The organism is Sneathiella sp. (assembly GCF_041689005.1).
Classification (GTDB): domain Bacteria; phylum Pseudomonadota; class Alphaproteobacteria; order Sneathiellales; family Sneathiellaceae; genus Sneathiella.
This window is the reverse complement of sequence record NZ_JBDNHC010000062.1, coordinates 15,900-29,374: the sequence shown is the minus strand read 5'-3', so window position 1 is coordinate 29,374 and position 13,475 is coordinate 15,900. Positions and strand designations below refer to the sequence as shown.

Genomic DNA, 13,475 nt, shown 5'->3' with positions numbered 1-13,475 from the left:
GGGTGAATTTTTTTGATTTGATCGATGCGGGTGATCCGGTTGAGCAGGCGCGGCTTTACGATGCGCAAGGTGCCGATGAGCTGTGCTTTCTGGATATTACCGCGACATCGGACAATCGCGAGACAATTTACGACGTGGTGCGTCGGACCGCGGAACAATGCTTCATGCCGTTGACGGTCGGCGGCGGTGTCCGGCAGGTGGAGGATGTGCGCAAGCTGCTTCTCGCCGGGGCTGATAAGGTCTCCATCAACAGTGCGGCCGTCACGCGCCCGGAATTTGTCCGCGAGGCTGCGGAACAATATGGCAATCAATGTATTGTTGTGGCGATTGATGCCAAGCAGACAGGCCCGAATAAGTTCGAGATTTTCACCCATGGCGGGCGCGAGAAAACCGGTATAGATGCCGTGGAATGGGCAGAGCGGATGGCAGAATACGGAGCTGGAGAAATCCTGCTCACCTCGATGGACCGGGACGGGACCCGCTCGGGGTTCAATATTCCGCTGACCCGCGCGATTGCCGACGCTGTTTCCATTCCGGTTATCGCGTCGGGCGGCGTTGGAAACTTGCAGCACCTTGTTGAGGGGGTGCGGGATGGGCATGCGACGGCGGTTCTTGCCGCCTCAATTTTCCATTTTGGGGATTATACAATCGCTGAAGCGAAACAGGCCATGCGGGACGCCGGCCTTGCGGTTCGCTTGTAGGAGGGGAAATGACGACTAAATCGGGTAAACATACGCTGGACAAGTTGTTTGCAACCATTGCGGCGCGAAAAGGCGCGGATCCGAAAAGTTCTTACACGGCAAAGCTTTACAGTAGCGGTCGTACAAAAATTGCGCAGAAAGTTGGTGAGGAAGCCGTTGAACTCGCTATCGCCGCGGTTCTTGAAGACCGGGACGAGATCGTCGCCGAGAGCGCGGACCTGATCTATCATGTCATGGTGCTATGGGCGAACGCCGGGATCGATCCGACGGAAATTTATGACACACTGGCGGCCCGCGAGGGACAGTCCGGTCTGGATGAGAAAAAGGCTCGAAAGAACATTTAAGAGGAAATACCATGAGCTACGATGATGACAATATTTTTGCGAAAATTTTGCGCGGGGAAATTCCCAACTCCACGGTTTTTGAAGATGACGGCGTGCTCGCCTTCAACGACATCGCGCCCAAAACGCCGGTTCATGTCCTGGTGATCCCGAAACGTCCCTATATCGATATGGAGGATTTTTCCGCGAACGGATCACCGGAAGAAGTCGGCAATTTCTTTATCAAGGTCGGGGAAATCGCCAAAAAATTGGGCTTGCATGAAGATGGTTACCGCATTGTCGCCAATAGCGGGGAAAATGCGGGACAGATTGTGCCGCATTTCCATGTTCATATCATGGGCGGACGGAAAATCAAGGAAGGCAACATGGCGAAGGGCATGTAGCCGCCCTCCGGCTATGGTGTGAGTTTGGGGAGCGTTCGGGCATCATCGACAATATAGATGCTGAGGGGTTCATCGCGACCGCGGATGACAACGTCCTGTTGTCGTAATTCCCTGAAATCCTGCGCTGCACGATCGGCCACCTGCTTTGAAAAAATAAGTTGGCTGGTAAACTCCTTGTTCAGGCTTTCCAGCCGGCTGGCAATATTTACGGCGTCGCCAATGGCCGTGATCGAGGTTGCGGTGCCATATCCCATCCGGCCGACAATGACCTGTCCGATATGAATACCGATACCAAGCTCAAGCGGCTTCGGCAGGTCGGAGGCGAGGTTCTTGTTCATGATTTCCAGTTCCATCGCCATGGCTCTCGCCGCATCCAGCGCCCGTCTGCTGGCGATATCACTGGTTTCAATCAGGCCGAACAGCGCCATGACGCCATCGCCGATAAATTTATCCAGATGGCCATTATGGGCCTCAATCGCTTCCCCCATATGACGAAAATACTGATTGATAATGAACACTACATCATAGGGTAGTTTTTGCTCGGAAAATTTGGTGAAGGCCCGTAAATCGGCGAAAAGGATAGCGATCTCCCGCTCCTGCCCCTGCAGATATCCGGGCTGATTGAAGGCCTGCTGCGGCGATGAACTCGCGGGGAGCAGGGGAATGACAGAGATGTCGCCTATGGGTTTAACCTGGCAGGCTAGCCGCGTTCCCTCTGGCGCACCAACCCGTCTGAGGACGTCAATTTCCCGCGCGCTCGGTGGGTTAAGTTGGTCGGCGCCCCCGAGGACCCGTATCCTTCAGGTTGAGCACCTTCCCCGGCCACCACAGACCGAAGCATGCGGGATTTTACCAAGATTGCTGGCCTCCAGCACCGTGGAACCTGGCGGGGCCAGGATTATCCTTTGGCCGGGATAGGTCACCGCAATCAGTTTATTGCGCCGGTACCGGATGATCCAGAACAATCGGCTGATGCCGAGAAGGCCGAGCAAAATTATCATGGCGATAAAGCCCTGGTCCCGAGTCTCATAGGCCCAGCCGACGATCCCTTGCGGCAAATCAAGTCGGGCAAAGAACGCGTCGCGCCATTCGGCGTTGGCAAAAAGACTCTCGGCTTCGTTGGCGCCGTTGATAAATCCGGAAAGCGCCATGATCGGCAAGGCGAGGGCCGCGCTGTAAAGATACGGGACAGCGTCTTTGTACCAGGGTTTCAGGCGGAGCCAGAAATGCACTCCCATACATCCATGAACCCAGGCAACGATCAATGCCGTACTTTGGAGGACGGCCTGCAACGGGGTCGCCACCCACAGACTGAAAAGAACAAAGGCGTAGCTGTCCTCCAGCCCGTAGATGCTATGGGCAACACCGGTGCCGATAACATGCAGGATGACCAGCGGCGGGATAGCAATCCCCAGCAAAATCTGCAGAATTTCCTTCAAGGGCAGTCGCCGATAGGAGCGCCGCGTTAAAAGCCGGGCGAAAACCAGCACAATGTGAACGACTATGGCTGTGATCAACAGGATGGTTCCGGCATCGCTGCGCCAGAACGCAAGAAAAACCACCCGGCCCTGTTCCATGGCGTTAAGCGATATCAGGCCCAGAGAATGGTTGAGCAGGTGGCCGGTAAGAAAAAACATCAGCGTCAGGCCGCTTAACAGCCTCAGGCGACCCGCCCGAAAAGTCCGGCGCAGCAATAATTTGCTGCCTTTCCAGAAGGTCGCCGGCGCTGTCATCGGGCTGTTCCTGACATTGTTAGGTTCCGGAGGCCGATAATTGCTTTTCCAGCAGCTCCTTCAGGTTGACACTCGGCCGCGCGCCATAATGACTGATGACTTCGGCGGCGGCAATAGACCCGATGCGCCCGCTTTCGGCAAGGCTGCGGCCGTTTGTATAACCAAACAGAAAACCCGCCGCGAACAAATCCCCGGCGCCGGTGGTATCCACCACCTCGATCCCGCGTTCGGCCTCGATGCGGTGACTTTCCGTACCCTTGACGATGATGGACCCCTTTTCGCTCCGTGTCAGGCAGGCAATGTCCACATGGCCCCGCACGGCATCGAGGGCTGCATCAAAATCATCGGTCTCATACAGCGATTTAAGTTCATCCTCATTGGCGAACAGGATATCGACACCGCCATCGATAAACTCCCTAAACTCGTCGCGGTAGCGGTCGACGCAGAAACTGTCGGAAAGAGTGAGGGAGACTTCCCGACCGGCGGCATGGGCAATTTCCGCCGCCTTGCGAAAGGCTTTTTTGCCGGATTCAGGATCCCAGAGATATCCCTCCATATAGGTGACTTTCGAGGCCGATATCATTGCAGGGTCGATGTCGTCCGGGCCCAGTTCAATACAGGCGCCGAGATAGGTGTTCATGGTGCGATGGGCATCCGGCGTTACCAGAATGAGGCTGCGGGCCGTGACGGCGCCAGTGGTCGCCTTACGGGTTTCAAATGTGACGCCGATCGCCCGGATGTCATGAGTGAAAATTTCCCCGAGCTGGTCGTTGCGGACCTTGCCGACGTAGGCGCATTTGCCGCCGAGCGAGGCAATGCCCGCCGCCGTATTTCCAGCCGATCCGCCTGACATTTCGATTGCCGACTGCATTTTGCCATAGAGGTCTTCGGCACGGTCGATGTCGATCAGCATCATCGAGTTTTTTGTCAGGTTTTCTGCTTTCAAGAAGGCATCATCGGTCTTTCCAATGACATCGACAATGGCGTTGCCGATGCAGGTGGTGTCATATTTTAACTCTGTCATGATACTCTCTTCCGTCCCAAATCCGTGCCGCGAGTATAGGGCTTGCACCCGCCGGAGCAAGCGCGCGCTTTACAAAGCGGGATTTTTTTGCGAACAATTCAATATGAATGATTTAATCAAGATGACCGCGACGGACGTTGTGGCTTTGCTGAAAGCAAAAAAACTATCCCCGGCCGAGCTTATTGATGCGGCGGAGGCCCGTATTGCCGAAGTTGATGAGGACGTAAATGCCTTGCCGACGTTATGTCTCGATCGGGCCCGCGCCCACGCCGCACGGCTGGAGACGGAAAATCTGTCCGATCAACCGCCGCCGCATTTGCATGGCCTGCCGATTGCGATCAAGGACCTGACACCGGTCAAGGACGTGCGCTGGACTATGGGCTCTCCGATTTTTAGGGACCGGATTGCCGGGCATTCAGACTTGATGGTCGAACGGCTTGAAGCGCGGGGCGGAATTGTCATCGGCAAATCCAACACGCCGGAATTCGGGGCTGGCGGCCAAACCTTCAACGAGGTTTTCGGCACGACAGCGAACCCCTGGAATACAACATTGACACCGGGAGGGTCCTCCGGCGGTGCTGCTGCGGCTCTGGCAACCGGGCAGGTATGGCTCGCGCAGGGTAGTGATCTCGGTGGCAGCCTCCGGACACCCGCAAGTTTCACCGGCACGGTGGGCTTGCGCCCGTCTCCGAAGCGGGTGGCGCATGGGCCCTCCGCTTTGCCGTTTGCGCTCAATTCCGTTGAAGGGCCGATGGCGCGGAATGTCGCAGATGCGGCGCTTATCCTGGATATGATGGTTGGCCAACATGCGAGTGACCCCTGTAGTCTACCGGCGCCGGATCGGTCCTATGTGGACAGCCTGTCGAAAATCCCGAAATTTGGCAAGGTTGCCTACAGTCCCAATCTTGGCCAATGCCCAATCGATCCAGAGGTCGCGGAAATATGCGCCCGGGCCGCCCAGGAATTTGCGCCCCATTGCAGCGGCATAGAAGAGGATTGCTTCGACCTGACCGGCGGCGATGACATTTTCCAGGTGTTGAGAGCCCAGCAATTTGCCGCGAGCCATGCGCCAACCCTTGAGAAATACCGGGACCAGCTCAAACCTGAAGTCATCTGGAATATCGAAAAGGGCCTTAACCTGACCGGTGATGACATTGGCTCCGCACAGCGGGCGCAAGGCGCACTTTACAACCGTGTAGTTGATTTTTTTGGCACCTATGATCTGCTGATGACCCCGGCCGCCATGGTGCCGCCCTTTCCGCACAGCCAGCGCTATGTTGAGGAAGTGAACGGCCATAAATTCGATAATTACGTTGCCTGGCTTGCCATGCCGTATTTGCTGACGATCACCTCCTGCCCGGTTATTTCAATCCCTTGCGGCTATACAAAGGCGGGGCTGCCGGTCGGGCTCCAGATCATGGCACCCAATGCCCGCGAGGACATTGCCTTGCAGGCGGCTTTTGCGTTTGAGCGGGATCATGATTATGCGAAACGGGTGCCGCTTAATCCCATCATACCGATGGGCAGTAAAAACAATCTGAAAAGCGTTGCATAAACGGGCGGCAGATCCTACATGACATTTCGATGTTCTGGACCTATCGGTAAAAGGGCGTAATTTGTTTTCTGCAATCAATATGGCAATCGGGCAGATTAGTGATCCTGCCTTTCGCACGGTTCTTCTGAAGGCACTGGCCCTCACGGCCGGCGTGTTCATCTTGCTTGGATTCGGGGTCAGCGAGGCGTTTACATTCATCCCCGACTTTGAATGGGGATGGGTGAATACGGTAATCGGGTTCCTGGCAGGGCTTGGATTTTTACTCGGTGGATTTTTCCTCTTCCCGCTGGTTATCAGCGCCCTGATCGGCTTGTTTCTCGATGATATTTCCGATGCGGTGGAAAAGAAGCATTATCCCAACGATAGACCTGCCGAGGATATCCCGATCCTGTCCAGTATCTGGGATGCCGTTAAGTTTCTGGCGCTTGTCATCTTCTGCAATTTACTTGTCTTGCCGCTGTATTTTATTCCTGTCGTCAATCTGTTCGTCTATTATCTTTTAAACGGATATTTGATTTCGCGCGAATATTTCCAAATGGTTGCGATCCGCCATCATGATATAAACGAGGTGACGCGGCTGAGAAAAACGAATGCCACAGAACTTTACCTGATGGGGGTCCTCGTCGCTTTTTGCCTGACGATCCCCGTGGTCAACCTGATCACCCCCATCATTGCCACAGCGGCAATGGTGCATTTATACAAGAAGCGGGCAGTTCGTATGAGCGCCAGCCAGAGCGTTGTAGTTTGATGCGGGTATCGCTGGTTTTTGGTGCTTGTCTCGCCCTTGCGCTGTCGGCCTGTGAGCCGCCGCGGACCATTACGGCGAAAGCCCCGGCGCCGACCGCAGTGGATGTTTCACGCGCCACGGTGCGCCAGGCTGCCCCCCCGGCAAAAGTGGTCTCACCCGTAACTGCCTCCATCAAGCCGCAGAATGTTCCGGGCACTGACATTCTGATCGGGCGAAAGACCGCCGAGATCCTGCAGATTTTCGGTGAGCCGACGCTGCTGCGAAAAGAGGCGCCAGCGGAGGTTTGGCAATATCTGTCGCAAAATTGCGCGCTGCACCTGTTTTTCTATCCGGCGGATATGGCGACAGAGGGCGGGGAACTTGAGGTCCGTCATATTGCCGTCAACAACCGCGATATGTCGGCGGATGCGATTGCCGATCCGAAAAAATATTTCGCGAAAGAGCTTGTTGAGGCCGGTGCTGGCCATAAGTTGGCGGCCAACGGTTGATCGGCTCGTCAGGCAATGGTCTTGCCCTTGAAATCGCATAAGTCGGCGACGATACAGCGATAACATTCGGGCTTGCGGGCCTTGCAGACATAGCGGCCGTGCAGGATCAACCAGTGGTGGGCATGGAGCAAATATCCCTTCGGAATACGCTTTTCGAGTTTCTTTTCGACTTCCAGCGGATTTTTACCCGGCGCGATGCCGGTGCGGTTGCCGAGCCGAAATATATGGGTATCGACTGCAATCGTCGGCTGCCCGAAGGCACTGTTGAGGACAACATTTGCGGTTTTGCGGCCAACGCCCGCCAGTTTTTCAAGCTCTTCGCGGGTTTGTGGAACCTCGCCGCCATGGTCCCGGATCAGAGCTTCGCATAGCTTGATGACATTTTTGGCCTTGGTTTTATACAGCCCGATCGATTTGATATAGTCCCGCAAGTCCTCCTCGCCGAGCTCGAGAATCTTTTCCGCTGTATCAGCGACGGCGAACAGCGGCCCCGTCGCCTTGTTGACGCCCACATCGGTTGCCTGTGCGGACAAGACTACGGCAACCAGCATGGTGAAAGGGCTGCTATAATTGAGCTCAGTCCTCGGCTCCGGATTTATTTCCTGAAGGCGGCGAAAAAATTCGCTGATATCTGATTTTTTCATTCTATGTTATAAGCATAGCTGTATTTTAACCGCAATGACCAATTTGCAGGTCGATCAAGACCGGGGGGTATATCCCGAAATTGACTGATATAAATTCAACTAGAGACGGCTCGGAGGGATCGTTCCACATCTCACTTCATCCGAACCAGAGCCTCTCGCGGTCCAACTTTATCGTCCTGATGAGCCTTTTCACGTTTTTCAGCTTCGTCTATGGGGTGTTATTTCTGAGACTGGGAGCCTGGCCCGTTTTTGGCTTCCTCGTGCTTGATATTTTACTAGTTTATGTTGCGTTTCGTCTGAACTTCCGGGCCGGCCAACAGCAGGAAAATATCCGGCTGGCAGAAGATATGTTCACGATTACGCGAATTTCGCCAAACGGTGCGTCGGTTGTTGAGGAATTTCAGGCCTATTGGGCGCGCGTCCGGATTGCCGGGGGGCATCTCTGGGTGACCAGCCGCGGTGAGAGTTCAGAGATCGGAAATTTTCTGGGCGAGGATGAGAAAGAGGAAGTCTGTAACGTCCTCACTGCCGCGCTGGCGACCTATCGCAGCGGCGGTATCATTCAGCCTTCAAGACCGAGCACGTCCATCATGTCGTAGTTGCCTGCGGGCTTGCCTTGGGCCCAGAGAGCGGCGCGTACCGCGCCCCGGGCGAAAATGCTCCGGTCGCCAGCCTTATGGGTCAACTCTATGCGTTCATTCTCGGCAGCGAAAATAAGGGTATGGTCGCCAACAACATTCCCGCCGCGCAATACCGCATAGCCGATGTCGCCCCGCTTGCGAGCCCCGGTTATGCCATCGCGTCCACGATCCGCAACCGCATCATGATCGACACCGCGACCCTCGGCGGCGGCCTTGCCGAGCAGCAACGCCGTTCCGGATGGCGCATCGACCTTGTGATGATGGTGCATTTCCAGAATTTCGATATCAAATTCATCGTCGAGGATTCCGGCAACTTTCCGGGCGAGCTGCGCCAGTAGATTGACGCCAAGGCTCATGTTTGCGCCCTGGACTATCACGGTTTTTTGCCCGGATTCGGTAATTTCCGCCTGCTCCTCCGGGGCAATGCCCGTCGTGCCGATAACAAGGATGGTCTGATATTTCGCCGCCAACTTGGCATGTGCGACAGAGGTTGCGGGCGCTGTAAAATCGATGATCGCGTCGGCCATTTCGAACAAATGCGTGGTATCGTCGGTCACGGTAATACCGGACGGCTCCAACCCGGCGAGGCCATGGATATCCTTGCCGAGATAGTCTGAACCGGTCTGCTCCACGCCCCCGCAGATAGAGCATCCCTCCGTCTGTGTCACTTGTTTCACCAGCATGCGGCCCATGCGCCCGGCGCAGCCAACAATTCCAACCTTTAGGTCACTCATCCTTCGAAACCCTTTTTATATCCGGCTACGGACTTAACATAGTTGAAATGCCAAGGCGAGGTTGTTGTGGCAGGGGATTATTCTTTTAGATCGGCGAGGAAATCCTTCACCCGGGAGAAGAAGCCTTCCGATTCAGGGCTGTGGGCACCCTTGCCCTCGGCTTCGAATTCCTTCAAAAGTTCCTTTTGTCGTTTGCTCAGATTGACGGGTGTCTCCACGATCGTATGAATATACATATCGCCGTGGCTATGGGAGTTCATGATCGGCATGCCCTTGCTCCGCAGCCGGAATTTACGGCCTGACTGGGTGCCAGCGGTAATCGCGACCTTGGCGCGCGCGCCGTCTAGTGTCGGCACTTCAATGTCACCACCAAGGGCGGCCACGGACAGCGGGATTGGGACCCGGCAATGAATGTCCTGGCCATCGCGCTGGAATATGCGATGCTCCTTCACGGTGAGGAAAATATAAAGATCGCCCGATGGCCCGCCACGCATTCCCGCTTCCCCTTCACCGGAAAGCCGAATACGATTTCCGTCATCAACACCGGCGGGGATACTGACGGAGAGCGTATTTTCCTTGCGGACGCGACCCTCCCCTCGACAGGATTTACAGGGTTTTTCAATAACACGACCCTGACCCTGACAGGCGGGACAGGTGCGTTCGATCGTGAAAAACCCTTGTTGCGCCCGGACTTTACCCTGACCCTGACATGTCGGGCAGGCAATCGGTTCTGAACCTGGCTCGGCGCCGGATCCTTCACAGCTTTCACATTCAGCTGTGGTCGGGATCTTGAGTTCCATTTTTTTGCCGTTAAAGGCATCTTCGAGAGTAATTTCAAGATTATAGCGTAAATCGGAGCCGCGCGGACTGCGGGTTCTTCCGCCGCCTTGCTGGCCGCCCATGAAGTCGCCGAACAGGTCTTCAAAAATATCGCTGAAGCCGCCGCCCATACCGCCAAAGCCACCGCCATTGGAGGCGCCGCCATTTTCGAACGCGGCATGACCAAACTGGTCATAGGCACTTCGCTTCTGCGGGTCCTTCAGGATCTCATAGGCCTCGTTTATTTCCTTGAAAGAGGCCTCGGCCTCACTATCACCGGGATTTCTATCCGGGTGATATTGCATCGCCTGCTTACGATAGGCGGTTTTCAGGATGACGCTGTCAGCTGAGCTGTCAACGCCAAGAATTTCATAGTAGTCGCGTTTCGCCATGGGTTCAGTCACTCAACGAATTCCGCCCCGATCAGGCATCAGGCCTTAATCGGAGCGGTATGTTCAAAGATAAGAATAATAACGGGTTACAGTCAAAAGCAAACCCTTACTTGTCTTTCTTGTCTTCGTCTACTTCTTCAAAGTCAGCATCGACAACATCGTCGTCAGAGGAGCTGCCCTCTTCCGGGCTTGCCTCAGGCGCTTCCGCTTCGGCCTGCGACTGCGCATACAATGCCTCACCAAGTTTCATGGAGACGGTCTGCAATGCTTCCATCTTACTCTTGAGCGCCTCGATATCGTCGCTTTCCTTGGCTTCCTTCAGGTCGTTCAGCGCGGTCTCGATCGGAGCTTTTACATCGTCTCCGACCTTATCGCCCGCTTCTTCCAGCGTTTTCTCCGTTGCATGGATAAGGCTTTCGACCTGATTCTGGACTTCAACCAATTCCTTGCGCGCCTTGTCTTCGGCGGCATGCTCCTCGGCGTCTTTGACCATCTTGTCAATATCCGCCTCGCTCAGACCGCTTGATGCCTGAATCTGGATCTTCTGCTCCCGGCCTGTGCCTTTGTCTTTTGCCGAGACATTGACAATGCCGTTCGCATCGATATCGAAGGTAACTTCAATCTGCGGGATCCCTCTTGGGGCTCCTGGGATGTCTGTAAGGTCAAAATTACCAAGCAATTTGTTATCCGCGGCCATCTCGCGTTCACCCTGGAACACCCGGATCGTCACGGCCTTCTGGTTATCCTCGGCAGTTGAGAACGTCTGGCTCTTCTTCGTTGGAATTGTTGTATTCCGATCGATCAGGCGTGTGAATACGCCGCCGAGGGTTTCAATACCCAGCGAGAGGGGAGTCACATCGAGAAGCAGCACGTCCTTGACATCGCCTTGCAGAACACCTGCCTGAATGGCGGCGCCCATGGCAACAACTTCGTCCGGGTTCACGCCCTTGTGGGGCTCGCAGCCAAAGAAGTTTTTGACGGTTTCAGTAACCTTGGGCATCCGGCTCATACCGCCGACAAGGATAACTTCGTCAATTTCGCCCTTTTGCAATCCCGCATCTTTCAGCGCTTTTTCGCACGGCGGTAAAGTCCTTTTGATCAAATCCTCGACCAGATTTTCGAATTGCGCACGTGTCAGCTTCAACTGCATATGTTTCGGGCCGGAAGCATCCGCCGTGATAAAGGGCAGATTAATCTCTGTCGCCTGGGAAGACGAAAGCTCGATTTTCGCTTTTTCCGCCGCTTCCTTCAACCGTTGAAGCGCCATTTTGTCGCTCCGCAGGTCAATGCCCTGTTCCTTCTTGAATTCGTCGGCTAGATAGTCGACCAGCGTGAGGTCAAAATCCTCGCCGCCGAGGAACGTATCGCCGTTCGTCGAGCGAACCTCGAAGACGCCGTCGCCGATCTCCAGGATCGAGACGTCGAAGGTACCACCGCCAAGGTCATAAACGGCAACCGTCTGGTTTGCCTTGTCCATGCCATAGGCAAGGGCGGCCGCTGTCGGCTCGTTGATGATCCGCAATACTTCAAGACCGGCAATTTTGCCGGCATCCTTCGTTGCCTGACGCTGGGCATCATTGAAGTAGGCCGGAACCGTGATAACGGCCTGGGTTACTTTCTCGCCAAGATAGCTCTCAGCCGTTTCCTTCATTTTCTGAAGGATAAAGGCAGAAATCTGGCTCGGAGAATATTTCTCGCCGCGACCTTCGACCCACGCATCACCATTGTCCGCCTTGACAATGTTATACGGGACCATTTTCATATCTTTTTGGGTGGTCTTGTCTTCAAACCGGCGACCGATCAATCGTTTGATGGCAAAAAAGGTATTCTGCGGATTGGTAACTGCCTGCCGTTTTGCGGCCTGACCAACCAGCTTCTCACCATCTTCCGTAAACGCAACCATGGACGGTGTCGTCCGCGCGCCCTCGGAGTTTTCGATAACCTTTGAGTTCTTGCCGTCCATGACGGCGACACAGGAGTTTGTTGTTCCTAAGTCAATTCCTATTACTTTAGCCATAGTATCCTCTTCTACATTGGCAGATCAGTGCAGCCACATCATGCACCACAATGACCCCCGGGGCCTAAAAAAGTGAAATTTCTGTTGTCGTGTATATATGGTCGAAATCGATGCAGTGCAAGGGTTGGAATAGGCATGGCTAGGCATATTACGAAATTTATCGGAATGCCTGTTGGCTGGGGACGGCGGCATGACTGATATGCAGCAGTATTTCTTTACCGGTGCGATTAGTTTTGATAGAGAATTAAGTTTGACTTCAAACGATTAATCGGGAGCAAACCGTTGGCGCTACAGTCATCGAAAAATCAAGGTCTCCCGGGCTTCTGGGGCACAGCTGACGAAACAAAGGGACTGTTAAGCGCTTTTGGTGCTTTCGTCTTATGGGGTGTATCGCCGATTTACTTCAAATGGCTTTCCCATGTATCGCCTCTCGAAATTATTTCCCACCGCATTATCTGGTCGTCGGTTTTTGTCCTGCTACTGGTCGTGGCGACGAAAAAGTTCGGGCAGTTGCTGGCGGTTTACCGTGATCGTGAACGGCTTTTGGTATTTGTTGCAACAACCATACTGATCGGCGCCAATTGGCTCACCTTCGTCTGGGCAATTAGCAATGACCGTATTCTCGAAGGAAGCCTTGGATATTATATCAATCCGCTGGTAAATGTGCTGCTGGGGATGATTTTCTTAAAAGAAAGACTGAACAGGTGGCAGACGCTATCGATCCTGCTCGCCATCAGCGCGGTCGTGATTATGACTCTGCAAATAGGGTATTTGCCATGGGTATCGCTTGTCCTCGCCTTCTCCTTCGGGTTTTACGCCTTGTTGCGCAAGAAGGTACAGGTCGACAGTTCTGTTGGCCTGGTTGTTGAAACAACGTTGCTTTTTCCCGTCGCTCTCGGCTTCTTGCTGTATCTCACATTTACGTCGTCCGAGGCAGCGTCCCTCGGCACGGGCGGAGCTGGGTTTATGTATGACACGGGGAGCCTGATGCTTCTGCTCGGCACGGGGATCGTCACGGCTATCCCCCTCATCCTGTTCGCCGTGGCGGCCCGGCGCCTGAAGCTCACGACCATTGGCATTTTGCAGTATCTGGCGCCGACCATACAGATGGGTATCGCCATTTTTGTCTATGATGAGCCATTCGACCAGTCGCGATTGATGGCCTTTGCTTTGATCTGGGTTGGACTGGTGATCTACAGCGTGGATAGCTTCCGGACCAGGAGGCGTGCTTTCGCTGCGCCTTCCTGATCCTGCA

Annotated in this window: 15 protein-coding genes; 8 read left to right on the top strand and 7 right to left on the bottom strand. The window is 54.6% G+C overall.

The features are described 5' to 3' along the window. Positions 1 to 2 precede the first annotated feature (2 nt). Genes hisF through ACESNI_RS07070 form a run of 3 tightly spaced genes read left to right on the top strand, consistent with a single transcriptional unit; the run spans position 3 to position 1,425 of the window. A complete protein-coding gene (hisF, locus tag ACESNI_RS07080; RefSeq protein ID WP_373085842.1) occupies positions 3 to 701 on the top strand; it encodes an imidazole glycerol phosphate synthase subunit HisF in 699 nt (232 codons plus the stop codon). A gap of 8 nt (positions 702 to 709) precedes the next feature. After that, the gene (locus ACESNI_RS07075; RefSeq protein WP_373085841.1) at positions 710 to 1,045 is read left to right on the top strand and encodes a phosphoribosyl-ATP diphosphatase; all 336 of its coding nucleotides are present in this window, start codon (positions 710 to 712) and stop codon (positions 1,043 to 1,045) included. An 11-nt stretch (positions 1,046 to 1,056) separates the two neighbouring features. After that, positions 1,057 to 1,425 carry a histidine triad nucleotide-binding protein gene (locus ACESNI_RS07070; RefSeq protein ID WP_373085840.1) on the top strand — a complete coding sequence of 123 codons (369 nt, stop codon included), beginning with the start codon at positions 1,057 to 1,059 and terminating at the stop codon, positions 1,423 to 1,425. Positions 1,426 to 1,436: 11 nt separating this feature from the next. On the opposite strand, the gene ACESNI_RS07065 is transcribed toward ACESNI_RS07070, so the two are convergent. From ACESNI_RS07065 to ACESNI_RS07055, 3 genes are all read right to left on the bottom strand, one after another. Next, the gene (locus ACESNI_RS07065; RefSeq protein WP_373085844.1) at positions 1,437 to 2,012 is read right to left on the bottom strand and encodes an adenylate/guanylate cyclase domain-containing protein; all 576 of its coding nucleotides are present in this window, start codon (positions 2,010 to 2,012) and stop codon (positions 1,437 to 1,439) included. A gap of 213 nt (positions 2,013 to 2,225) precedes the next feature. After that, positions 2,226 to 3,158 (bottom strand): hypothetical protein, encoded by a 933-nt coding sequence (locus tag ACESNI_RS07060; RefSeq protein ID WP_373085839.1) that lies wholly within the window; start codon positions 3,156 to 3,158, stop codon positions 2,226 to 2,228. Between the two features lie 19 nt (positions 3,159 to 3,177). Then, complete coding sequence (locus ACESNI_RS07055; RefSeq protein ID WP_373085838.1) at positions 3,178 to 4,182, bottom strand: adenosine kinase; 1,005 nt, start codon at positions 4,180 to 4,182, stop codon at positions 3,178 to 3,180. 103 nt (positions 4,183 to 4,285) lie between these two features. Between ACESNI_RS07055 and ACESNI_RS07050 the strand changes: the two genes are divergently transcribed. The 3 genes from ACESNI_RS07050 to ACESNI_RS07040 all read left to right on the top strand — a co-directional run bounded on the left by ACESNI_RS07050 (position 4,286) and on the right by ACESNI_RS07040 (position 6,973). Next, positions 4,286 to 5,737, top strand: a complete 1,452-nt coding sequence (locus ACESNI_RS07050; RefSeq protein ID WP_373085837.1) for an amidase — start codon at positions 4,286 to 4,288, stop codon at positions 5,735 to 5,737. A 61-nt stretch (positions 5,738 to 5,798) separates the two neighbouring features. Beyond that, positions 5,799 to 6,485 (top strand): EI24 domain-containing protein, encoded by a 687-nt coding sequence (locus ACESNI_RS07045; RefSeq protein WP_373085836.1) that lies wholly within the window; start codon positions 5,799 to 5,801, stop codon positions 6,483 to 6,485. After that, positions 6,485 to 6,973, top strand: a complete 489-nt coding sequence (locus tag ACESNI_RS07040) for a hypothetical protein (protein ID WP_373085835.1) — start codon at positions 6,485 to 6,487, stop codon at positions 6,971 to 6,973. Before ACESNI_RS07045 ends, ACESNI_RS07040 begins: the two co-directional genes overlap by 1 nt. An 8-nt stretch (positions 6,974 to 6,981) precedes the next feature. Here ACESNI_RS07040 and nth read toward each other — a convergent pair whose 3' ends face one another. Beyond that, positions 6,982 to 7,617 carry an endonuclease III gene (nth, locus tag ACESNI_RS07035; RefSeq protein ID WP_373085834.1) on the bottom strand — a complete coding sequence of 212 codons (636 nt, stop codon included), beginning with the start codon at positions 7,615 to 7,617 and terminating at the stop codon, positions 6,982 to 6,984. A gap of 80 nt (positions 7,618 to 7,697) precedes the next feature. Here nth and ACESNI_RS07030 point away from each other — a divergent pair, with 80 nt between their 5' ends. Beyond that, positions 7,698 to 8,216, top strand: a complete 519-nt coding sequence (locus tag ACESNI_RS07030; RefSeq protein WP_373085833.1) for a DUF2244 domain-containing protein — start codon at positions 7,698 to 7,700, stop codon at positions 8,214 to 8,216. Here ACESNI_RS07030 and dapB read toward each other — a convergent pair. From dapB to dnaK, 3 genes are all read right to left on the bottom strand, one after another. Continuing rightward, entirely contained in the window at positions 8,180 to 8,992 is an 813-nt protein-coding gene (gene dapB, locus ACESNI_RS07025; protein WP_373085832.1) for a 4-hydroxy-tetrahydrodipicolinate reductase, read from the bottom strand. The two genes, ACESNI_RS07030 and dapB, sit on opposite strands and share 37 nt — an antisense overlap. 77 nt (positions 8,993 to 9,069) lie before the next feature. Next, a complete protein-coding gene (dnaJ, locus tag ACESNI_RS07020) occupies positions 9,070 to 10,203 on the bottom strand; it encodes a molecular chaperone DnaJ (protein ID WP_373085843.1) in 1,134 nt (377 codons plus the stop codon). A gap of 106 nt (positions 10,204 to 10,309) precedes the next feature. Beyond that, positions 10,310 to 12,220, bottom strand: coding sequence for a molecular chaperone DnaK (dnaK, locus tag ACESNI_RS07015; protein WP_373085831.1), 1,911 nt, complete (start codon positions 12,218 to 12,220; stop codon positions 10,310 to 10,312). A gap of 282 nt (positions 12,221 to 12,502) precedes the next feature. Here dnaK and rarD point away from each other — a divergent pair, with 282 nt between their 5' ends. After that, positions 12,503 to 13,468: an EamA family transporter RarD gene (gene rarD, locus ACESNI_RS07010; protein ID WP_373085830.1), complete on the top strand. Its 966-nt coding sequence runs from the start codon at positions 12,503 to 12,505 to the stop codon at positions 13,466 to 13,468. Positions 13,469 to 13,475: the final 7 nt, after the last annotated feature.